This is a genomic window from Candidatus Binatia bacterium, assembly GCA_029248525.1.
Classification (GTDB): domain Bacteria; phylum Desulfobacterota; class Binatia; order UBA12015; family UBA12015; genus UBA12015.
This window is the reverse complement of the sequence record JAQWJE010000048.1, coordinates 1-21,936: the sequence shown is the minus strand read 5'-3', so window position 1 is coordinate 21,936 and position 21,936 is coordinate 1. Positions and strand designations below refer to the sequence as shown.

Genomic DNA, 21,936 nt, shown 5'->3' with positions numbered 1-21,936 from the left:
GGGTCTCGAACCGGCTCCCAGGGGTCTGCCGAGATCAGCAGGAAGTGCAGCGTCCGCGCAGGACGACGTCCTGAATATCGCGGATCGGGCGGGCGGCTTTGCTCGTGAGAGGGATCTCCATAGCAGGCAGGCAGACGATGTCCCCGCAGTCGTTGCAGAGAAAATGAGGATGCTCGGGTCCGTCTCTGTCCTCGGGCCGCAGGCCCTCGAACCGCCAAATATGGTCTCCCAGATCGACCCGAGTCGCCAGCCCACTTTCCACCAAATCATTCAGGTTTCGGTACACAGTTGCACGATCGAAGCCGAGTGGCACGAGTTCGGATGCCAGATCCGCATGGCTCATGGGCGATTCGGTCGACTGCAGCCGACGCAGAACCTCCAGCCGGGGCATCGTGGCCCGAAGGCCGGCTTCTCTCAGGACCGCCTTTAAATCCGCGGCCGGTAATTCTGTTGCTTTTTTTGAGGGTGGCACTGGGAAGTAGGTATCAGCTTGCCGCGCCACAGGCAACGCAGCAAACGCAAATTAGTTGCAAATGCGATTGCAGGTTGACGGGAAGCCTGACGCGATGCTAGTTCGACGGAGGAATGGTCGGAATGCAACGCAGACAGGGGCGACTAGTCGCCTTGGCGGCGAGTTTCTCGTTGTTGGTCGTGGTGTCTTTCGGGATCCTGCATCAGTTCGAGCATGAGGGCGCCCACCTCGCCGAGAATTGCGCGGTTTGTACGACTGTCCGAGCCCCGCTGATTACGGCAGCGGCCTCTGTACCTCTGGCTCCTGTTCTTTTCGGCTCCCTCGTTACGGCGAAACCTTCCGGCTCGGAAGCTCCGTTCGTTTCTCACTCGGTGCGAACAATTCGCGGCCCCCCGCGGGTCTGAAGCTACAAAGCCTCGGCAATCAGCGCCTGATCGCGGGTTCTGCATTCAAGCAGCCCCACGATTTGCGATCTCGAAACTTCAAATCGCAGATCCGGCCGCTGGGTGGCAGCCGAGGACCTCGCGGAACCGTGGGGCGAATTCTTTCATGAAGTCGCTCCCTCGGCTTCCGCGGTCAGACCAACCATCCGGATTTCGATCCTGGATCAGCAAGCGAGTGACGGGAAATGATCAACAAAAGCATTCAGAAGTGTTCTAATACGGGCTTTGGGGGCGCGATGTCTCCGCGCCAGCGGCATCAGGCACGGCGTCCTGCGGTGGGATGGCTGCTGGGACTCGTATTTCTGGTGGGGGCGTGCGGGAGTCCGCACGCTGTTCCGGATGACCCTCACGTCGATTTGATGATCGGAGCGAGCAGCCCTGATGGCGGCGTGCTGGTCGTCGATTACGATTTCAGTCAGGCGTTTGAAGTCTTCGAAAACACCATCGTCGGTTCGCTTGTCCTATGGTCTGGCAGTGATCCCGGCTTCGGGCTCGTGGAATTCGATGAGCCCGAAGAAGGCGTTTACCCGTTGATGTCCGGGGTCGAGGTAACGCTCGTGATCACCGCTCTCGATCCTGGGGTTCAGTTCCGTTTCGACGGGGTTGCGCTGGATGAGGTGGGAGACTCGGTAGTGCTGGGAAGCTCTCCCGGACTCCATGGTCACGGTGAGTGGCAGGTGATCTTGCCCGAGGGCACAGAATCGGGCGAATATCTGCTCGAGTTCCGCCTTGAGGCCGATCGAATCTACGATCCGTCAGAGCCAGCCCAGGCCCGTCTCGTTCCGGTAGAGGGTGACGGTCACGACGATCATGAGGGTCACGACGAGCACGACGAGGACCACGACGAGGACTGAACGGTTGATCCGCAGGGCCCGAGTTCATCTCGGTCCACAGTCCATCTGAACTCGTCGAGTTTCGCGCTCGGCAGGGTCTCTATGCGCCCGCGCTTGATGCGGTGACAGGGAAGCCTCGCTCGCTCCCCGGTTAGTTCCTTCCTTCCTTCCTTCCTTCACGCATTCATTTTTTTCATTCACAAAATCAGTTCTATTCGAAGTCAAACCAAAGAAAGAGGAATCTTAAATGAAGATTATCAACAAAACATTTGTGACGGCCGTCGCAGCCGTCAGCCTTGCGGCTTTCGGCATGAGCCCCGCCGCATTCGCCGAAGAGGACGATCATCATGGACATGGTGATATCGAAGTCGGATCGACCGATGCAGGTGCCGGGCAGCTGATGGGCGAATATAATTTTGAGTCCGTCTTGCGTACCGATTTCGCCAACGCAGTTGGGCCCGTTCTTGTCTACGGTTCGACAACTCCCGGAATCGGAGCTGCTGAGGACGAGGCCCCCGAGCTTTACGAGTTGAATGTTGGCACCACGGTCGAGTTCGCCCTGATCAACATCGATGAAGGTCTCTCGATTCAGATTGGCGCTACGACCCTTGACGAGATTGGTGAGTCGGCTTCCTTGGGTACCTATGACGGGACTCCCGGGGAAGACGGGACTCTGCACGCCCACCCGGATTACCAAATCGCACTGGATTCGACCGACACGAGCATCGGTGGCTTTGGTGAAGGCGATATCGATTTTGTCTTCGAGGATCCTGACAGTAACTATCAGGCGTCCGACATCTACACCTTCCATGTCACCAATGGCTATTTGGCTCCGGTCGAGACTGCCACGAAAACAACCGCCAAATGTCAGAAGACTGTGAGCCGGAGCACTGGCAAGCTGATTTCTTCGAACTACAAGGCGCTGACCAACTGCCTGGATGCCATCCAGTCCTGGCGCGCCGGTGGTGGCGATCCGGAAACGGATACAGCACCGAATCGTGTGCTCAAAACCTGCTCGGATGTCGATAAGGGCATTGTCGCGCGAACCTCGGCGAACCTCCAGCATGCGATCACCAAGGCTTCCGAGAAGTGCGTAGGTACCTTTGGCGTCGATCTGGCTGCGGCTACCGCCGCGATCTCCCCGAATATGGGCATGGCCGCCTGTCGTGTGCAGGAGTTGGTCGGAGCGGGTTACTCGAGCGGGCTCGAGGATATCGCTGTGGTCGTTTTCGCTGATGACGAGGAGGCAGCCGAGGCAGCCTTTCCGTGCATTCGTGAAAGTCAGGGTTCCACCATTCCTGAAGAGGACTAGGTTGGGCATGGCTGAGGTTCTGATGAACCGATGGCCTCGTTGGTAACCCGCTTCTCGGGTTCGGGCTTCTTGCCCGGCCCGAGGAGCGGAGCTGCCATCTCCCTCCGAGTCGCGACTTTGAGGGATATGGCAACTGTTGGTCGAACAAATATTCTCCCTGGGTGGAATGGTCTTGCTTGGCCTCCTCTCCCCGGGGTGTTTTCATATATGCACAAGGGCTGAGTGATTCTCTGCCGAGTGGAGTGCGAAAAATGCAGAGACGGAATATGACGAGGGTTGGAATTGTCTTGCTGGCTCTGGCCGCGTTGGTGGCGCCGGTCCAGGCTCAGGTGGTGCACGAAGACATTGCTGTCTACGTGACCTCTTCCGGATCTTTGGTCGGGCTCCCCGAGCCGGGCCTTAATGCTGTTTTCAAGAACGAGAGCATCTGCTTCCCCTCGGACTGTCTGTACAGCACCGTCAATCCCGGGATCATCACCCCCGACTCAGGCACTGGCTCCTATTCCCGCGTTTCGCCGGGCACCGAGATTCGCATGGAGATCGTCGAGATTGACCCCGCCGTGACCGTCAAGGTCGGGTCGACGAATTTGGATGCGGCCGGGGAGTCCGCAGACCTCGGGACGGCCTCATCGTTGCACATCCACCCTTCGTATCAGGTGATTGTGCCCGAGGACCAGCTTGGTGTGTATCCGGTACGATTCCGTTTCGTGGCCGATTCTGGTTACGGGCCGTCTCCCGTTTATGAATTGCTCCTGAGCAACGAGCCTGAGCCAACCCCGACACCGGCACCCACGCCGGCACCCACGGCAGCACCAACGCCGGCACCTACGGCTGTGCCGACGCCGGCACCCACGGTAGCACCAACCCCGGCACCAACGGCTGTGCCGACGCCGGCACCCACGGGAGCACCAACCCCGGCACCAACGGCACCCTCGACGCCAGGGCCCACGGTCTCACCGACGACGACCCCTGTCGTCTCCCCATCTCCTGTCGTTCCGTCCGATAGCGATATCGGAAATCTGGGAATCCCGGCGGAGGGATCGATTCAGAGTGGAATCGGCATTGTTTCCGGTTGGAAATGCACGGCCAGCAGTCTGATCGCCCGATTTGATGGTGGTGATGAGTTGCCGATAGCCTACGGCACCCCACGTGGCGATACTCTGGGACGCTGTGCGGACCCCGAGCAGCAAAATACGGCGTTTGCCCTGCAGTGGAACTATTCGAATCTGGAAGATGGGGATCACCTTCTGGAGATTCTCGATGACGGCAATGTTTGGCGCTCGGTCTCCTTTTCTGTCCAGCGCCTTGCCGGTTCGAGATTTCTTCGAGGTGTCGAGAACTGCACGGCCTTGGACGGGTTCCCCGCTTCTGGCGATGTTCAGCACGTGGAATGGCAGCAGGCTAACCAATCATTCGTTCTGGTGAGCCAATGCGGCGGCCCGGCTTCGACAAGCTCCGGGCGTGCCAGCGTGGCTCAGGTAGTGCCGGGCGCACTCGAGAATCCGGGTCCCGGAGCCAAGATGAGTGGCATCGGAATCGTCTCGGGCTGGCGATGTGCTGGCGGCAATATCACCGCTCAGTTCAATGACCGAGAACCGATTCAGGTGGCTTATGGAACCCCTCGCGGAGATACCCGCGGCCAATGTGCGGACGCAGATCGCGTCAATAATGCCTACGTCCTGCAATGGAATTACGCCCTTTTGGGGGACGGCGAACATACGTTGCGTCTCTATGATGACGGGGTTGAATTTGCGGCAACGACTTTCAGCGTTCAGACACTGGGCGCACCGTTTGTGCGCGGACTCAGCGGTGAATACCTGATTCAGGGATTTCCTCTGCCGGATGAGGATACCTTGATCGCATGGCAGCAGGGGCCGCAAGGGTTCGGTGTTGTGGCATCGGGGAACTAGGGAGCGGATTTCGGGAGCGAGGAATCTCCCGATATTTGCGACCTGTTGGTTGAGCGGGGATCGTTGCGCCTCGAGTTCTTGCTACCGAACGTCTTCGGGGTGTGATAGCGCTGTCCAACCCCTCTGCTTCGCCAAGGGGAGTTCGATCAGCCGAAGGCTCCCGATATGCTGGACACGATTAAAATCCGCCAGATGCCCTTTGATTTCCCCGATGAAATCGATCCGGTTTTTATGGAGCGTGACCATCGGCGATCCTTCTCCTTCATCGCGGGTTCGCTGCTTTTGCCCTACCTCGAGCCCTACCTGATTCGATCCATGAAAGCGGCCGAGAAGCACGTCACCGACCCCAAGATCCTCGAGGGACTCAAGGGTTTCTCGGCGCAGGAAGGCCAGCACTACCGAATCCATATGAAGTTCAACGCGGCGGTGAAGCGCGCGGGTTTCCCGGGGCTGGAGGCTCTGGAAAAAGAACTTTCCGACGATTACCAACGATTCACGAAAACCAAATCGCTCCGCTTTAACCTCGCTTACGCCGAAGGTTTCGAAGCCATCACCATGAATTTGATCAACAGCATGATGGGTGAGAACGGCTTGGGCGATGATCTGCCCGACTATCTGGAGATGATCCAGTGGCATTTTGTCGAAGAACTCGAGCACCGCACGGTAGCCTTTGATGTCTACGATCACGTCTGTGGTGGTTATTTCTACCGGCTCTTTGTCGGCGCCTGGGCGCAGTGGCATTTTATCAGCTGGATCCACCGCACCACGCAGTACATGCTGAAGGTCCGCCCCCAGCCGAAGCTCAGTGCCGAGGAGATTGCCCAGCAAAATGCCGCGGACCGGATGGGGAACGCTTCTTCGCTGCGCAGCTTGATCCCGGCACTGCTGGGTACGTATCTTCCGACCTACACGCCTCACCAGGTTGAGATCGCGCCGGGAATTCAGCCACTGGCAGATAAATACACAGCGATGGCTCTCAAGGTCTCCTAGGAAACAGGCGGTCGGAAACGCGGCCGCATGGGAGGAGGAAGGCGGGGGCTGCGCGGTTCCTAGCTTTGGTCTTCGATGCTCGGTCGAGCGGCGAGCGCATCGACCCAACGCGAGAGATGCTTCTGTTCTGGCGCGTGCGGAAGGTCGTTGAGTTTCGCGGCAAATTCAAGGGTGCAGAATGCGGTAATATCGGCGATCGAAAAACTCTGATTCGCCAGGAATTCGTTCTGCTCGAAGTGGCGGTCGAGAAACTCGAAATAGCTTCGGACCAGCCCCCGGTTGAGTTCTGCCATTTCGGGAATTTGCTGCTTCACCACGTGTCGGGTCAGGGGTGATCCGTGGACCCAGACCATTCCGACAGAGAGCATGAAATTGAGTTCGATCCGTCGGGTCCACATCTCGACGAATGCCTGCGATTTGGCGTCGCTGCCGAAAAGCGCCGGATCAGGGTTTGCGGATTCCAGGTAGCGACATATGGCGATGGACTCGGCGATATGAGAGCCGTCATCGAGCTCGAGGACGGGAAGCCCGCCCATCAGATTCACGCGCTCGCGAAACTCGGATCTGCGGCTCTCTCCTTTCGTGATATCCACTTTCTCGCGGGGGATTTCGATGCCTTTTTCCCGCAGGAAAATATGAACTCGTCGGGGATTCGGCGCGCCGTCAAATGTATAGAGTTTCATTGTCAGAAAAATGTTAGCACGCGGCCTCGAGATCATGGAGACGCCTCTCGTTGGCTCCGCAGTGCGCCCATGAGAAGCGGGGCAGGCCGGCATGTCTTCGATTCGGACCCCAGAGCTGATCGGCGGCAACAAGTGTCTCGGAATCGTGATCTTTCCAGGCGCATTTGCATGGGATAGGGATCGCAGTCTGGAATCGTGGGGTAATGATATGAGCGAAATTTCTGGATATTGTGATCCGGCCTGGGATGCCGTGCGAGCGAAGTTCGCCGAGAATTTTGCCGAAGGCGACCTCGGGGCTTCCGCCTGTGTGATCCATCGCGACGAAACCGTTGTGGACCTCTGGGGCGGTCATCGCGACGTGGCGGCCACAAGCCTCTGGGAGCGCGACACTCTCGTCAACGTCTGGTCGACCACCAAGATGATGGCCGCGTTGTGCGTGCTGCGCTTGCATGATCAGGGTCGATTGTCGGTCGACGATCCGGTCGCTCTGCATTGGCCGGAATTTGCAGCCAAAGGAAAGGAGGACGTGCTCGTCAGGCATGTCCTGAGCCATACCGCGGGTGTGCCCGGGTATGATGTGCCGATTAACGAAGAGGAAATGTACGATACGCCTTTGTGTGTGGCGCGATTGGCAGGGCAGGCACCGTGGTGGAAGCCGGGTGCGGCTTCAGGTTATCACTCGTCGACGCAAGGCCCGTTACTGGGCGAAATTGTCCGCCGCGTGGATGGCCGGTCGTTGGGGCATTACTTTCGCGACGAGATTGCGGGACCTCTGGGAGCGGACTTTCATATCGGTACCCCGGACGAGGCTTTTTCGCGGGTCGCTGAGATGCGCACCGACGAGATCGCGGTTTCGGTTGTGGCAGGCGACTCTGTCGGAGCCCGCGTTTCTCGCGGCGAACCGGCGCACGCGGCGATGGTAAATACCGATCGATGGCGCCGCTTCGAGCAGCCTGCGAGTAACGGTCACGGCAACGCCCGCTCGGTCGCGACCATTGTCTCCTGCCTTGGGCGAGAGGGCGCGGTGAATGGTCATCAGATTGTCTCGAAGGCAACCATCGAGCGTTGCTTTGAGGTCCAGGCCGACGGTGTCGACCAGGTCCTCGGACTCAAGGCGAAATTTGGTATCGGGTTCGGCCTTCCGTCCGAGGGTATGCCGATGGGCGTGAATGACCGCACGCTGTTTTGGGCCGGGTGGGGTGGGTCGTTCGCGGTAGTCGACGTGGAGAACCAGATGACAGTAGTCTATGTCATGAACCGGATGCAGGATGGGACGGTCGGCGGAGCCCGTTCGGCTAACGTGATCTTCGCCGCTCACGCGGCCGCCGCCGCACTGCGCGGCGATTAGAATTCTCCGAAGCAAACGCGATTGCGAACATCGATTTATTCAGTCACAAGACGGTTGGCTTGTTGCGTAATGTCCATCCCCGAAGGCGAGATCGTTTTGCGACGGCAGTTCTTGTGACGGCCGTGGTCCGGGCCTGGGCTACGCTTTTTTCTGCCGTCCTCTGGGTAGGTTTAGTGGAGGTTCGTCCAGCCGCCGCAGAGATCTGTGCGGAGACGCAATATTTTAATGATGGGGGTTTGCGGAGTGTCACCTACACCGATTGCGATTCGCGCAAGAGGATTGAAAGACGAATCTTCTGGCCGACCGGTGGACTACGCAAAGTCTTTTCACAGAACAGCACGGTCCGCATTCGCGAGAAGCGTCATCCGGACGGAAGCCTCGCTTCTGCCCATTATCTCGAAAGCGATGGCCTGCAAGCCTATTTCTCGCAGGAGAAAGGTCGAGTTCTCGGGGCCGCACTGCCGCGGAGCTTTGCCTCGATCGAGGGACTGCGTCTTTTTGCTACCGGAGAGTCTCTGACTCACTATGGGCCCTCCGGGGCACCCGAGCACCGAACCGATGCCCAGGGACGGAAACAACCTGTGCCTGCCGCGGCCCTTCCGTCCCCGCGCACTGATAATTTCGGACTCTCCTTCGAGGCGAACTATCATCGGCAGGTTCTTGACGGCCGGGCTGCCGACGGAGTCTTTCTTGGCGATTCGATCGTTTCCCAGCTTCGGGGGCTCAATGACCCCGCAAAGGCATTTATCTGGGAGGCCCTGGTGGGGGACCATGCTGTTCTCAACGGCGCGGTCAGTGGCGATCGTGTAGAACACCTTCTCGATCGGACCTGGACCATTGAACCAAGCGCTCGACTAGTTGCCATCCAGATCGGCACCAACAACCACAAGTCGAACGGACTCGATGCCGACCCATCTGCGACCGCGGAAGGCATCGCCAGACTCGTCGCTGAAACTCAGCGGATCGCCAGACAGGCAAAGATCGTGCTGATTGCGATTCCGCCCACAACGGATCCGATTCGCCACGAAAAAAATCTGGTCACCAACCAGCTCATCGCGGTTCTGGCCGACGAAGGCCGCGTCCTCTTCGTCGATGGCGGTGCGGAATTCGACCCGGCGGATCTGGGCGATTCTCCCGACGGATTGCACCAGACTTCCGAAGGGGCGCTGAAATGGTTCGGGCCGCTCGTTCCCATTTTTCGTTGGCTACTTGCTGAGGACCCATAGGCAATCATCGCTGCGAACAGGTATGGGTCGGCGGTTGGCTGCCTCTGGCTGTAATCCATCTGCCGCGCCTTGGCCTGAGTCAGTAGCGCCAGCGCTCTGGATCGCGCTCGATCGACCCCCCCACCTTTTAAATGCACGATCAGGAGCCGAAGGCTGTGAGGTCTTTTGCGCGTTTGACTCATGAAAGGCATGTGAGCCAAGAAGAGTCGTCATGTCATCCCCCGTTGCATCCGTACCGCTGTGGCGCGAGCCTCTTCTCTATCGCTCCACGGTTCTCGCGATCCTTGTCGCCGGCGCCTGTTTTCGTCTGATCGGCGTCGGATCCATGAATCTGTGGGTGGACGAAGCGGTGATCGCAAATCTCGCGGCACGGGGAGAGATGGAAGAGTTCCTTCGCTCCCCCGGTACCAACAGGCCGCTTGGGTTTCTCTACCTGCAGCATGGATTGCTCTCGATTCACAACTCCGAGTGGACCGTCCGGCTTCTTGCCTGGCTCCCGTCACTTGCCTCACTGCCCCTGTTCGTTCTTGCCTCTCGATTGCTCCTGCGTTCGCGAGCCATGCAGATTGCTGCTCTTGTTCTGTTTGCCGCAAATCCTTGGCTCATTGTGTATGCCAAGGAATTCAAGGCCTACTCGATTGAGAGCTTTCTCTGTCTCGCGATGGTGGTCGGGGTGGTCGGATGGGAGCGGACCCAGGCGCGGCCGTATGTGAGGCTCTTCGTCGTATCTGCCATTGGTGCAGTGGTCTTCAGTTTCGGTGGCGCAATGATAGCTCCGGTACTGGCCGGGGCGTTGGCATGGGGACAGGCCAACGCCGGCTTGCCTCGCCGAGCGCGCTCGCTCGGCGTTCTGACGCTCGGGCTGACCGGCTATCTGGCGGTTGCGGCGTGGCTCGCCCTGCGCGGGAGCGCGGAAGATCCCGCGATGGTAAATTATCACGACGGGTTTGCTCCCTGGGCGAATGCGGTGCAGATTCCTAGATGGGCGTTTATGAAGATGAGCGAGGCGCTGTCGCAGTTCAGCAGTCTGCAGTCGCCGCTCGCCTTTGGTTTCGGGGACTGGCTTTATCGTCTGGTGAGCGGCATGACCGCCGGGGTCGGCTTGGTCGTGCTGATCCGCGAGAAACGCCTGATTTCGGCGCTGGCACTTTCGGCCCCGCTTCTGGTGCCGCTCGGCGCTGCGCTGCTTGGGAAGTGGTCGTTCGGAGTCGAGCGCATTAACCTGTTCATGGTGCCGACAATTCTGCTGCTCGTTTGCAGCGGCCTGGATGCGGCTGTCCGATCGCGACCTGTATGGCTCCAGTGGGTTGTCCCCGGCCTGCTGATCGCCCTGCAGTTTCCTTTGGCTACGACTGCCTGGACCGGTAAGCCCGTGGAGTACCGCACTCAGCGCCAGGAGATTGTCGATGCGATGGAGGTTCTGCGGTCCCGTTCGCCAAAGGGTGCGCCCGATGAGACTCATATTTCTGTCAATATTCTCGCGATCCCGGCACTGAACTATTACACGCGGTTCCACGAGACCGAGCGGCAACGCTTTGGCGGTCTGTTCTTCGGGCGCCGGAGCTTTCTTCCGGAGTCCGGCAATCAAGATCGAATGTATCAAGCCATGAGGGCCACACTGCGCCGTCATGGTCGTGTGTACTTCCTGCTGTCACATTATTCTGTCGAGGATGTGGCGGCTCTGGAACAGCTTGTCACGGATGGACAGGCTGAAGAGCGCGAGCGGCTTGCGTTTCCGGGCGTAATTTTGGCGCTGGTCGAAAAGGCGCCGCCAGAGCAGGAAGGCCGTTGATGTGTCGCTATCCAGGCCCCCTTGATGTGGCAGCCACCGCGCCTGAGCGCGTTCAGGGACGAATAGAGCTGGGTCTGCGGTCCAGGGCGCGTGGTGCCAGCGACAGCGAAGGATTTTCTCGAGCCGCTTTTCCGGAGGGCCTCTGGCTCAGGCGTTTTCCTGCCAGTCGGCCACCAGGCCCGGGATGGTGACGGCAAAGACGACCTTCATGTCTTCATCGAGGATTTCGTAGAGAACCCCATCATCTGCGTGGCATCCGAAGAAGACAACGCCACCCTGATCGCCGCCTCGTTCCAGGTGAGGTAGGCGATCGCCGACGGTCAGTGCGTAGTCTCCGGCGGTCCGGACGGTATGGTCACCGCGGCGGCCGTCGAGGCCAATATCCCAAAGATGCTGCTCGCCTTCGAGGACGAGTACGGTCGTTGTCGCGGTGTGGCGATGGATCGGGCAGTGCCCGCCGTCGGCTTTCCACCGCACGACCATATCGAGTGTTCCCGCATCCTCGTCGTGGCCGAGAATCGTGTAGTCGTGACGGACTTTGTAGGACAGACTTGGGTCGCCTGCGACCTCCCGCCATTTGTAGCGGTCGGCGTCAAAGAAGCTTTGCCTCACGATAGGTCCTCCTGGTGCGGTTTTTTGAAATGACTCGCCGGGAGCATAGGTCTGCACCCAGATCGACATCCACTGACCCTCTCGAGTATCAGCGGAGTCTCGCGGGTTTGCAAATCCAAAATGCTGCGTGTCGCCTGCTGGCCGCAATGAGTTTCGGGACTGTCTTCAGGCGGTGACGATCCGGTAGAGCACTGTCCCCCGGCCGATCAGATTTGAGGTACTCGCGACCGTAATATCCACGTCGGCCCAGAACATGTCGCCGTCCCGGTGGGTGCAGCGTCCGTAGGCCACCAAGTCCTCGTCCGGTGCGGGGGCGAGTGACTCGCTCTGCAGGGAGACGGTTGAGGCGCGGTAGGGGCCGATTCCGGATTCGGCCCACGCGGCCATGGCACCGCAGGTATCCAGCAGGGCTGCGACGGCACCTTCATGCACTCCTCCCTCGGCGTCACCGTTATGCTCGTCGGAAAAGGGCATCGAGAGGCGTGAGGTTCCTCCGGTCATATGCTCAATCCGTAGTTTTCGATTGGCGATAAAAGGCTGCTGTTCGATAAAGCCGCCGATTTCGCTGGGGTCGGACTCTCGATGGTCGCCGCCGTGAGCAGGTGTCCGCGCAGGCGTTTCGCCGCAGCGACCGCGGACTGTGGTGAGGATCGAGGCGATGGGTTTGCCTCCCAATGTGGCGACATCGATACGAACAAAGCAAAGGGTCTTGCCGCGCCTCAGCAGGCGCGCCTCTGCCGTCACCTCTTCGTTCTGTGCGGCCGCGAGATAGGCGACCTGCAGTTGGGCTGTATGGAACCCGCCTGCTTCGGGCCCGAGCGCGGCGCGGGCGACCGCCTGTCCCCCGAGGATCCCCAGCGAAGCCGCACATCCACCGTGAAGGACCTCGCCGGGATTGGAATTGCCGGGATTCCAAGGGAGGCGCAGCCGGGCATTCTCGCTATCGATTTCGGCTAGTTCGGCCCCGAGAAAGCTGCTGTAGCCGGAGTCTTCGATCCATCGGGCGATTTCTTTCATGAGATTGACGACTCTCCTGGTTTCCGGGGCGACACTAGGCCGCGGGCGGGATATTGGCAACCGGTAGATTTCGTCGCACTGCCTGTGGCGTTGGGTGTGAACCCCCGAAGGCTCTGGGCGGCTCCGGTGCTTGAAGGAGAATTTGCTCGGCTCCGGATGGGAACTTTGGTAAACTCTCGACGATGTCTGCTTCGAAAATTCGGTATCGGATTGGTTCGCGATGGATCGCCTTGGGTGGCCTTTTGCTGGGGCTACTGGCTGCTGCTGCCTCGGCTCAGGCAGAGGAATGTCGACCGATCCCGGAAGGCACGGTGGGCAACTACCTTGGCCGCGATATGGACCGTAATGACGTTCTGCTCGAATCGATGCGCGACAAGTTCGTAGTCGTCTCCTTCTGGGCGAGCTACTGCCCGCCATGTCGCGAAGAGCTTCCGCTGCTCAGCTCGATTCAGCGTCAGGTGGGGAGCGATGAGCTGCAGGTTGTTGCCATCAATTTCGACGAAGATATGCGAACGCTCCGCAAAGCTTATCGGTCATGGAAGGGCTGGGGTGATATTCTGCTGACGCGAGACTCTCGTGGCCGTGCCGCTGATGAACTGGGGGTTTCGTATATCCCGACCACACTTGTTTTTGATCCACGTGGCAATTTTATCGATGCATCCTGTGGTTTCACGATGGATGGATTCAAAAAATTCGTAGGTCGACTCAACGAGCATATCATGGCGGAACGCCGGGTCCGCGAGAAGCCTGTGGCCGACGAGGATTGAGCGCGAGTAGCGCTCAACCCGAAGGCTGAAGCCAAGCATGGGGGGTAGCCTGCCATGCTGATTTCGAATCGTTTGCATCAGATCTTCATTGCGGGCTGATACGGGACATCACTCGACATAACGCACGACCACAAGCAGGAGGCTTCCGGGCCAGAAATCCCGGGAGCTTTCTGTTCCTGAGTGATGTGGAGCTATCCCCAGTCTGGCACACCGCGGGCACAAGCGGTGGGGGGCCTGGTGGCAAAACCGGTCACACCACGGTCACAGCATGGTCACAGGAGAGCAGGGCGCCCGGCGAGGCCAGAGGTGCCGCTTTCCCCTCACCCCCTGCGGCAGGAGATTGGTTCCCCGGCTCGAGATTTTCATCGAAATTGCGATCCCGGGTATGGATTTCTGACAGCCCGCTAAAGGGCCTTCATGTTTCCTGCCGTCGGACTGCTCGTGATTTCCGGTTGACGAAAATGGCGTTCTCCTGTTTTTTGATAGTCTCTGGATGGAGGGCAGCGACATGCTGCCACTCTTCTTTTCCGGTAGCTACTTATGAACACCTTCCTTCTCGTACTTGGCCGATATTCGACGGGATTCCTTCGGATCATTCTAGGGGCGGCGGTCCTGAGCTTCGGGCTCTCGGGCGTCACGCATGCTGCAACCGCAGAGCAGCGGTGCCAGAAGAAGAAACTGACTGCGCTGGGCAAGCGCAATCTCTGTCTGAATTCGGAGCTTTCAAGAGCGGCAGTGGGAGGTGTGCCTGAGCCGGCAAAGTGCGCTGATCGGTTCAATAAGGCGATGGCGAACGCGGACAAGGCGGCGGCGAAGAAGGGGACTTCTTGCCGATGGCTCGAACTCGGGGATGGGACTGTCCGCGATCTGAACACAGGCCTCCAGTGGGAAATGAAGACCGACGACGGATCGATTCACGACAAGAACAATCTCTACACCTGGAGCAGCGGCTCAACAGGGAAACCGGATGGATCCGCGTTCGTGGATTTCCTGGGAGCGTTGAACGCGGGTGAAGCGCCGTCGGGTGGAGTGATTACAGGGTGCTTCGCGGGCGAGTGTGACTGGAGGCTTCCGACAATCGATGAGCTGGCGGCAATCGTGGACACGAGCGCGCCGGGCTGCAGCAGTGGGGCTTCTTGTACGACGATTCCGGGCGACAACCCCACTGTTTCGTCCGGCGATATTGCTCCCCTGCAGTACTGGTCGTCGACGACGAATTTCGGCGTGCCCAGCGTTGCAAGGGTGGTCGGTTTCGACACAGGTTTCCCCGGCGGCTCTGCTCATAAAATTGACACCCGAGCCGTTCGCGCGGTTCGTGGCGGGTTCTGAGCCGTCTCACCTGATTGTCTGACACTGCATCCGCAGGGACGATCGGTCGGGCAGCATGACGTCTTCCAAGGGCACGGCACCGCTGCCCCGCAAGTCTAACGGCAACCCGCAGCCCACCTGAGTAGGCAGGCGAGCCATTACCCGCGAGGTAGGATGCGAATGGTCGTTTATGCGTTGCCCGGTGTTGGCTGAGTGGGGCACGATGCTCAGGTTGGCCGTGCGTGGTCTGGAGCTATCCCCAGTTTGGCACACAGCGGGCACAAGCGGTGGTGGGCCTGGTGACAAAACCGGTCACACCACGGTCACAGGAGAGCAGGCGGCCAGGGAAGCCAGCGTGTCGCTTTCCCCTCACCGCCGTAGGCAGGAGATTGATCCCCGGCTCGGGATTTTAATCAAAAGCAAGCCGGGGGCTTTGCCGAGATCGCCTCCAGGTCCCAGCTTTGGTTGGCAACATCGATTTGTGTTGGTCGCCGTTTTTTTAACGATCCGCAGGTGCGGGTCAGGGCGCGGCGCTACTAGAAGTGCAATTGCACGTGGAGGATCAGGGCATCTGCCCCGTCTTCCAGCGCAATCTCTGACCAGGGCGCTATGTCGACCCCTTGGGGATCCCGTCGCGAGTCTTCATTCTCAGGGTGCGATGGCTAGGGGATCGTGCGGATATTCAGCTTGAAGCCGTTCTGGATCTTGTTCCAGTCCGTGGTCAACTCGTAGGTATTGCCACAGGTTTCCATCCGCAGGGTCATCTCGGTTTCGGTTGCTGCATCGAGGTCATCGAATGCGCGGAATTGGAAACGCCAATAGCCCTCGGGCCGTCGCGACATCTGAGTGAGGCTAATCCCATCCCGTGCGCTCGGGCTCGTTCGTGCCAAACGATCCCTGAAGAGGTTTTTTCTTCCCTTCCGCACCAGATCACCTGGCAGAAGTGAGCCATCGTAGATCGGCCCGTTCGCGTTGCTCAATGAGATGCGGAAGTCACAAAGGACGGGGTCGTAGGGCTCCTCGGGGTAGAACCCGGCAAGCAGATAGAGCATATCCAGCCGCGCTGGATTCCGGACCAATCTCACTCGCGATGCACATGGGTGATTGCAAACCGACTCGAAGTCCCCCGGTGTCTGGGAAGGCGTGACCGTCGGTATTGGGGGTGTCGGGCTCGGGCTGGGACTCGGACTCGGGCTTGGGCTCGCGCTTGGACTGGGGCTTGGACTCGGGCTTGGGGTGGGGAATGGCGGGTCGGCGTCAACACCGCCGGTCAGGAGGAAATTGCGGCCTCCGTCGTTAAAATCGCCGGTTCCAGACGGCCCGATACTTAGCCTTAACGTGAAGGACGAAGTGTTTGAGAAGCTGAACGACGCTGTCCGGTTTGCCTGCAGTGGGGTCAAATCCAACGGATCCGTCGGATTGTCCGCGCCCGTTCCGGGCGTGGTGGCACCAAAAAAGGGTTGCGTCGCGGTGATGACTGGAGTGGACCAGTCAGCCGCGGGGGTGGTTGCTTGATAGGTCGAGCTCAACTCGGTGTCGGGGGTGGTTGTCCAGGTGGCCGTGCCATTCCGGCTGAGAAGTTGAACGGATTCGATCCCACTGGCTGGAGTCACCCGCTCATCACTGTCGGTGTCCAAGTACAGAACTGAAAAGTCAAAGTCGGCAAACACCGCATTGTCATTGTTGTTCGGGTCCACCAGCGTAAAGGTGAAGTTTGCGCTGAAGTTGTTTCTCAGGTTGATCCGTCCGAAACGAAAATTGGCAGCCGTCAAGCCACTCAGGCCGTTCAAGTATACTCTGCCATCGAAGCCAGGCTGTGGGTTGAAATTATTCGCCTGGTAGGAACCCCCGGTGACCGTCGCAACCAGATCGACATTCGTGCCACCTACGTTTGCGATCGAACCCCAACGGATTACGAGATTGTTGTTGTTTTGAAGATTGCTGAAATCCGTATCACCATTGAAAGTAGGTGTACTGTTCGTGAAATCCAGGAGAGTGTTCGCAGCGCTGGCCAAGCGCGCATTGCAGAGCGCGAATAACGAAACCCACACCAACGTTAGTGCTTTTGACGCATTTTAGAGGCTTTCAATGGTCGAATCCGTTCACCGGGACGGGCGCACCGTTTCGGAGTTTGCCGAGGGCATCGTGGACCGCGAAACCGCATTTCTGGTCTTTGGCCATCCGTGTATCGGTGGGTGTGATGGCGGGTCGGGAAAACGCCCTTGGGATGGTGAGGGGTGATGGGTTTACAGGATTTCGCATGGGTGAGGGGGCGTTTTCTCGATGCAGGAAGAGTAGTTTGAGTCGGCTCTGGCTGTCAAGGCAAGGGTTTGAGTCGACGTGAGAACGGCAGGGATTTAGGGGCTTTCTCCGCCTATATGGACCGAAAACCGCCGCCCGGGCCACTCTTCAAGTCCTCGACCAGTGGATCGAGATTGCCGGGGTTCAATCCCTCGGAGCATCCGGTATTCACCCCTTGCCGCATTTCACGATTTTCGCAGAAAAATTTCACCCCGGAAAAATCGCTCCAAGCCACCAGATGGGGAGTCCCGCGTCATACCCCGCGGACGAGAAACCGAACTCGTTCAACGCTAGAGACTGGCGCTATTTCGGGTCCACCGGTTTTCCAGTGCTCCGGGGGCGGACGTTGTGCCATGGGTTGCTGGCGTAGTCCTGCGGGGCGGTGCGAAGGAAAATGCTGGATGGTTCAGGGGAGACAAACGCACGCCAGGGGGTCCGGTTTTCTTCGATCTCGACGTGGCCGGGGTCGAGGCGGGCTACCGGGGTGGCCATTGTGGTGCCGTCGTAGAAGACCTTGTCGCGAACGCCGTTGGGCCAGTGCATCCAATCGCCACTCTCGACCCAATCGCGATCCGGAAGTACTTCCTGAGTTTCGGATACGTCGATCGACGAGCGAAAGGCGAGGTCTGTGGACTCGAGACGGGAGCGCAGAGTATTCTCTGCCATTTCGTGGTGTACGACTGCGGGGAGTCGCAAGAGGTGGAGGGGGTCGACGGTCACTTCGCTGGTCTGCAGGTCGAGAATCAGCATCGCGGGTCGGTGGTCTGCGGTCTCGACGTAGGTGATCCACTCGGCACGAGGACCTTCGAAGGCATTTTCTGTCTGAGAGATTCTGAGGGTCAGATAATGGGCGTCTGTGGTCTCATCTTCCAGAATTCGGATGGCCCGCAGACTCATATCGTTCGGCGGCTGCACCAGGCTTGCGAAACCTTCCAGATCGGTGATGCGAAAATTGAAGTAGGCCGAGGGGGTGGTGTTGGGGATTGTAAAGGAGGCCAGAGCATCGCCATCTCCGGCAATGGCCTTTTCTGCGATATCCAGAACCATGCCGGGATAGAAGTCGTTCTTGAATTTGATCAGGGTCTGGCGATGTTTGTCCGTGATGTCGAGATAGTCAGCGTCGAGGTTCCACCAGGCCGAGATCACCAATTCGAGGGGGTTCAGGTAGACGTAGCTGTGCTTGGGGGTGGGGTGGATGTATTGTTCCCAGCGGGACTCGTCTTCGATCTCGATCTCTTCGTCGGCGATCTTGATGCCATCGCGATTATGTTCCGAGGCATTGTAGAGAGTATGGTCGCACACGCCGTGGCCCCAGTGGATGTAGTCGTTGGCGGCGACGAATTCGCGCGCGAACGCCACCGGGGTGGCCGGCTCCTGGGGCCAGACGATTCGCGAGGTGAAATAGGAGCGCTCTTCGGTGCCGTCGTCACCAGCCACGCCGACATGGCTTACGATTTTGCCATCGCAGAGTTCGTGGCTGACGGGTTCGGGATGGGTGAGAAGGTTCACCGGATCGGCCGACATATCGGCGGCGGCGGCCTGAACGACGAGAAAGCGGGGCTGGCCGGTCAAAGGGTCTTTGACGAAAACCGACCACTCGGCTCTGGCTCCGCTGACGAGTCCTCCCGAGGATTGGTAGACGTTCAACACGAGAAAGTAGCTGTCCGTATCCTCTTCGAGGATGCGCAAGGGGGCGAGTCGGAACCCTTCGGGAAGCTCTTTTTTTTCGAATCGCTCGACCTGCGCGCGGTCGCGAAATTCGAAATTGATGAAGATCGAGTAGGGATCGCCCTCGACGTGGAAGTTCATCCATGGGTTGTTGGCGCCCTGCGCTACGGCCTCCGCATAGTCAATGGCATCGAGGCCGAAGAAAAGGCTCTTGAGAAGAGCCAGGGACTGCCGCTGTTCGGCCGGCGGCGACACAAAGGGGGTCGGCGGAATTGTGACCGTCATGGCGCGGCCGTCGTCCGAAAGAGTGAGAGGCGTCATCGCCTCTGCTCTCAAGTCGTTGAACCGGCCGGCCAACGTTTCCGCGCCGTCGGTGTGAATCTCCACTTCTCCTTCGACCTCGCTGCGGTCCAGGGAAAGCCAGCCCTGGATTGACCTGGCGCCGCGCAGACTGGCCTTTCCCGAGCCGGGGGCCTTGATGTCGCGATAGAGGGCGGGCAGCCCGTAGACGAAAGCAATGGGTTCCTCGCGCTTGAGGTGTGGGAGGTAGGGGGCAATCGCCGGAGCATCGATGGCGGCAGATTCGCGGGTGTCGATGCAGTTTCTGATCAGTTCTTCTCGTCCGACGAGGATCAGGTCTTCTTCGATGGCGCAGAGCCGAAGAGAAGATTCGGCCAGTGCGTGGATCGATCGGCCGCGGTAGCTCTGGGGCTCGGATCGTTGGCACGCATCGAACAGGGAATGGCTTGATGGCGTCTCGGGTTGGAGGACGAGCAAGAGGCCGTCTTCGGCATGGGTGGTCTGGATCAGTGCGATATGACGAGCCTGCAGCAAAGCATCCGGCGCGGGGCTCAGGCTCGCGATGAGTCGGAACGGCTGCAGAAGCGCCGGGTCGGCCCCTTGGCCTTCGAGCATCGCCTTGACCGTGCCCGCCGCGGACCCGGCGAGAAGCCTCTCCATGGCCAGAGTCAGGACCCCTCGTGCATGGCTGGGGAGCGGAAGCCGGTCGGCAAAGTCTTTGGTGCCTGTTTGGTCGGTCGGGGTTCGTTCCATGATCAAGCTATCCTCACTCAAGTCTATCCCCATTACCCAACCGGTGGTTATAAATTTCCACATCGATGAACAAATGACCGGGGCCATCGCACTCAAAGTCGCCGGATGTTTCGGCGGCATCCGGCCCGATGAACGCGATGTCATAGACCAAGAGATAGTAGGGAACACAGACCTCCCAATTGCAGCCGGTAATCTGCTCTCGCGGGTTCTGCAATTCGACCGCGTAGTTGACGACTTCTCCATCGACGGTGCAGGTGAAGTCAGCATTTGGCGGGTCGTCTGCAAAAGAGTTCTCGCCTTCATCCCAGAGAGCCATAAACTCTTCGGTCGGGATCTGTCCCGCTTCTCGGTAAGGGCGGTCGGTAAACCATCCGGTGTTTGGACTTATCCCGCCCAGCGTCAGCGTGGAGTCGTATAGGCTTGCCCCGTTTGAGGTTTGGACAAAGAGATACTCCGGTCCGTTCTTGTCCGAGTCGTCACAGGAGGCCGCAAAGAGCATGGCCGCGGCGAGTAGAAGCGTCGGTGCTTTCATTCGGGGAGATCCCTCAAATTTTCGAACGTTTTGCAAACTCGGGAAACCCATTTTTTTGGTTGAGACCCGAATGAGGTCGGATACGTTCCAGGGGAAGGATGAAGTCGAATCGCGTAGAGCCTGCCGCGTGGGGAAGGCCCAAAGCAACGTGAACGGGGGAGCAATGTATTTCTGGAATATCGAAGGCCTGCTGGACGATATAGCCAGCCAGAAAATTACGGAGCAGCAAAAATTTTACTACTATCTGCTTCTGGGTTGTGGGGCTCTTGTAGTCATGACTCTTGTTCGGACCTTTCCGGCGTCGCCGGACGAATTGCGAGTCGGACCGGCCGCTGCGGATTTGATTCTTTCCCTGATCATCACCATTTGGGGGACGAAGCGATGCTTTGCCATCAATCAATCGGGAAGCGGAGGGGATTTTATCGCTCGTATGACCTGCTTGACTCTTCCGGTTTCCATTCGTTGGACAGTCGTGGTGATCCCCTACCTCTTTATTACAGCTTTTTTCCTGGAGTTTATCGAGCGTGTATTCGAGGAAGGTTCTCTCCAACAAATATTATCTCTGTATGCGGAAATGGCGCTCTTCCAAATACTGTATTTGGGGTATTTTTTGTATTTGATCGGAAAGTTCCGGGCGCTCGCTGCCAAAACGGCAGCGAGCTGATCACGTTCGTCCAGCCATAGGCGAGCAGCGCGGCCCGGCGTGCCGCTTTGCCCTCATCCCCCCTGCGGCAGGGTATGGATCCTCGGCCAGGGATTTTATTCAAAAACAAGCAGCAGTCCTCGCTCGGATCGGGGTCTGAGTTTTTTTTGAAAAAACCAAGAAAGCCTTGCGGGCGATTTCAATTTACTCCGCCGGTGGAACTCATAGGACCTCGGATAGGGCCCCAACACGACGAGACCTGCTCGCCGTCCTGAACTTTGCCATTGTACTCTCTCTGGCTCGTCTCGCGCTGATGATGTTCCGTCCGCCTAGCGATCCGGATTACCGCCTCGCACTGACCGTGTTTCGCGGCTCTGTTTTCACCATTCGGACAGGTGTCGCAGCCATGGACCTGCGAGGGGGGCGACTCGAAGAGCGGGAAGGGCGCCCCATGAGCCTATTCGGCGCAGACGGGCGAATGCCGCGAAGAGCCCGCTTGATGAGCCGTCAGGTGCCACGAGCCGTTAGCCCCGCCGATGGGTGATCAGTCATATCCACACCGCAGGTCGCACGGCAACGCGCAGCCCAACTGAGGTGGGAAACGAGCCCTTACCCGCAGGGTAGGCTGCGAATAGTCTTTTCGGCGTTGCCCGCGATTGCGGGGCTCAGGCACGATAGGCAGGTCGCCGGATTCGGAGGGTGACGGGCAGCAGGGGGGTGGCATACGATGCCGGTTTCGAATCGTTTGAATCAGATCCTTTTTGAGCGCGCGCTCGCCGAGAGCGAACTGGCAGCGGCCGCCGGTCTGGATGCGGGGCACCTGAACCGAATCAAGAATGGTCGGGTGGTGCCGAACGTGGCCACGGCGCTCCGGCTGGCTCGGGTGCTGGGGGTCTCGGTGGAGGCCGTCTTTGAGTGGAAGCCTGACTGATTGCGCCTGACGCGCGCATTTCAGGTGCGGAGCCAGATCCGCATGGCGCCGTCGTCGCCGGTGCGATCGAGATCCCTCTCGAAGCGCTCCACCCA

20 protein-coding genes are annotated in these 21,936 nt (G+C 59.1%); 13 read left to right on the top strand and 7 right to left on the bottom strand.

Annotated elements, in window-relative coordinates; translation table 11 throughout:
- Positions 1-34: 34 nt before the first annotated feature.
- On the bottom strand, positions 35-472 hold the full coding sequence (locus P8K07_12065) for a Fur family transcriptional regulator (protein MDG1959251.1): 438 nt from the start codon (positions 470-472) through the stop codon (positions 35-37).
- Positions 473-594: 122 nt separating this feature from the next.
- On the opposite strand from P8K07_12065, the gene P8K07_12060 reads away from it, so the two are divergent.
- The 5 genes from P8K07_12060 (at position 595) to P8K07_12040 (ending at position 5,960) form a co-directional block, all read left to right on the top strand.
- The gene (locus P8K07_12060) at positions 595-876 is read left to right on the top strand and encodes a hypothetical protein (GenBank protein ID MDG1959250.1); all 282 of its coding nucleotides are present in this window, start codon (positions 595-597) and stop codon (positions 874-876) included.
- Between the two features lie 275 nt (positions 877-1,151).
- Positions 1,152-1,769 (top strand): hypothetical protein, encoded by a 618-nt coding sequence (locus P8K07_12055; GenBank protein ID MDG1959249.1) that lies wholly within the window; start codon positions 1,152-1,154, stop codon positions 1,767-1,769.
- A 226-nt stretch (positions 1,770-1,995) separates the two neighbouring features.
- Positions 1,996-3,060 carry a hypothetical protein gene (locus P8K07_12050; protein ID MDG1959248.1) on the top strand — a complete coding sequence of 355 codons (1,065 nt, stop codon included), beginning with the start codon at positions 1,996-1,998 and terminating at the stop codon, positions 3,058-3,060.
- A 266-nt stretch (positions 3,061-3,326) separates the two neighbouring features.
- Entirely contained in the window at positions 3,327-4,970 is a 1,644-nt protein-coding gene (locus P8K07_12045) for a hypothetical protein (protein ID MDG1959247.1), read from the top strand.
- A 165-nt stretch (positions 4,971-5,135) separates the two neighbouring features.
- Positions 5,136-5,960 carry a metal-dependent hydrolase gene (locus P8K07_12040; protein MDG1959246.1) on the top strand — a complete coding sequence of 275 codons (825 nt, stop codon included), beginning with the start codon at positions 5,136-5,138 and terminating at the stop codon, positions 5,958-5,960.
- Between the two features lie 59 nt (positions 5,961-6,019).
- On the opposite strand, the gene P8K07_12035 is transcribed toward P8K07_12040, so the two are convergent.
- On the bottom strand, positions 6,020-6,643 hold the full coding sequence (locus P8K07_12035; GenBank protein MDG1959245.1) for a glutathione S-transferase family protein: 624 nt from the start codon (positions 6,641-6,643) through the stop codon (positions 6,020-6,022).
- Positions 6,644-6,851: 208 nt separating this feature from the next.
- Between P8K07_12035 and P8K07_12030 the strand changes: the two genes are divergently transcribed.
- The 3 genes from P8K07_12030 to P8K07_12020 all read left to right on the top strand — a co-directional run bounded on the left by P8K07_12030 (position 6,852) and on the right by P8K07_12020 (position 11,009).
- A complete protein-coding gene (locus P8K07_12030) occupies positions 6,852-7,991 on the top strand; it encodes a serine hydrolase (GenBank protein MDG1959244.1) in 1,140 nt (379 codons plus the stop codon).
- Between the two features lie 173 nt (positions 7,992-8,164).
- Entirely contained in the window at positions 8,165-9,217 is a 1,053-nt protein-coding gene (locus tag P8K07_12025) for a GDSL-type esterase/lipase family protein (protein ID MDG1959243.1), read from the top strand.
- A 211-nt stretch (positions 9,218-9,428) separates the two neighbouring features.
- Positions 9,429-11,009 (top strand): hypothetical protein, encoded by a 1,581-nt coding sequence (locus tag P8K07_12020; protein ID MDG1959242.1) that lies wholly within the window; start codon positions 9,429-9,431, stop codon positions 11,007-11,009.
- 147 nt (positions 11,010-11,156) lie between these two features.
- On the opposite strand, the gene P8K07_12015 is transcribed toward P8K07_12020, so the two are convergent.
- Together P8K07_12015 and P8K07_12010 are read right to left on the bottom strand one after the other, a co-directional pair.
- On the bottom strand, positions 11,157-11,621 hold the full coding sequence (locus P8K07_12015) for a hypothetical protein (protein MDG1959241.1): 465 nt from the start codon (positions 11,619-11,621) through the stop codon (positions 11,157-11,159).
- 165 nt (positions 11,622-11,786) lie between these two features.
- On the bottom strand, positions 11,787-12,638 hold the full coding sequence (locus P8K07_12010) for a PaaI family thioesterase (protein MDG1959240.1): 852 nt from the start codon (positions 12,636-12,638) through the stop codon (positions 11,787-11,789).
- A 182-nt stretch (positions 12,639-12,820) separates the two neighbouring features.
- Between P8K07_12010 and P8K07_12005 the strand changes: the two genes are divergently transcribed.
- Positions 12,821-13,405, top strand: coding sequence for a TlpA disulfide reductase family protein (locus P8K07_12005; protein MDG1959239.1), 585 nt, complete (start codon positions 12,821-12,823; stop codon positions 13,403-13,405).
- A gap of 540 nt (positions 13,406-13,945) precedes the next feature.
- Positions 13,946-14,734 carry a DUF1566 domain-containing protein gene (locus tag P8K07_12000; protein MDG1959238.1) on the top strand — a complete coding sequence of 263 codons (789 nt, stop codon included), beginning with the start codon at positions 13,946-13,948 and terminating at the stop codon, positions 14,732-14,734.
- A gap of 641 nt (positions 14,735-15,375) precedes the next feature.
- Here P8K07_12000 and P8K07_11995 read toward each other — a convergent pair.
- The gene (locus P8K07_11995; protein MDG1959237.1) at positions 15,376-16,767 is read right to left on the bottom strand and encodes a hypothetical protein; all 1,392 of its coding nucleotides are present in this window, start codon (positions 16,765-16,767) and stop codon (positions 15,376-15,378) included.
- Between the two features lie 34 nt (positions 16,768-16,801).
- Here P8K07_11995 and P8K07_11990 point away from each other — a divergent pair, with 34 nt between their 5' ends.
- Positions 16,802-16,954, top strand: a complete 153-nt coding sequence (locus P8K07_11990; GenBank protein ID MDG1959236.1) for a hypothetical protein — start codon at positions 16,802-16,804, stop codon at positions 16,952-16,954.
- 363 nt (positions 16,955-17,317) lie between these two features.
- On the opposite strand, the gene P8K07_11985 is transcribed toward P8K07_11990, so the two are convergent.
- Positions 17,318-19,735 (bottom strand): hypothetical protein, encoded by a 2,418-nt coding sequence (locus P8K07_11985; GenBank protein ID MDG1959235.1) that lies wholly within the window; start codon positions 19,733-19,735, stop codon positions 17,318-17,320.
- A gap of 13 nt (positions 19,736-19,748) precedes the next feature.
- Complete coding sequence (locus P8K07_11980; GenBank protein MDG1959234.1) at positions 19,749-20,267, bottom strand: hypothetical protein; 519 nt, start codon at positions 20,265-20,267, stop codon at positions 19,749-19,751.
- Between the two features lie 127 nt (positions 20,268-20,394).
- Between P8K07_11980 and P8K07_11975 the strand changes: the two genes are divergently transcribed.
- Positions 20,395-20,931, top strand: coding sequence for a hypothetical protein (locus P8K07_11975; GenBank protein ID MDG1959233.1), 537 nt, complete (start codon positions 20,395-20,397; stop codon positions 20,929-20,931).
- A gap of 706 nt (positions 20,932-21,637) precedes the next feature.
- Positions 21,638-21,841, top strand: coding sequence for a helix-turn-helix transcriptional regulator (locus P8K07_11970; GenBank protein ID MDG1959232.1), 204 nt, complete (start codon positions 21,638-21,640; stop codon positions 21,839-21,841).
- Positions 21,842-21,936 lie beyond the last annotated feature (95 nt).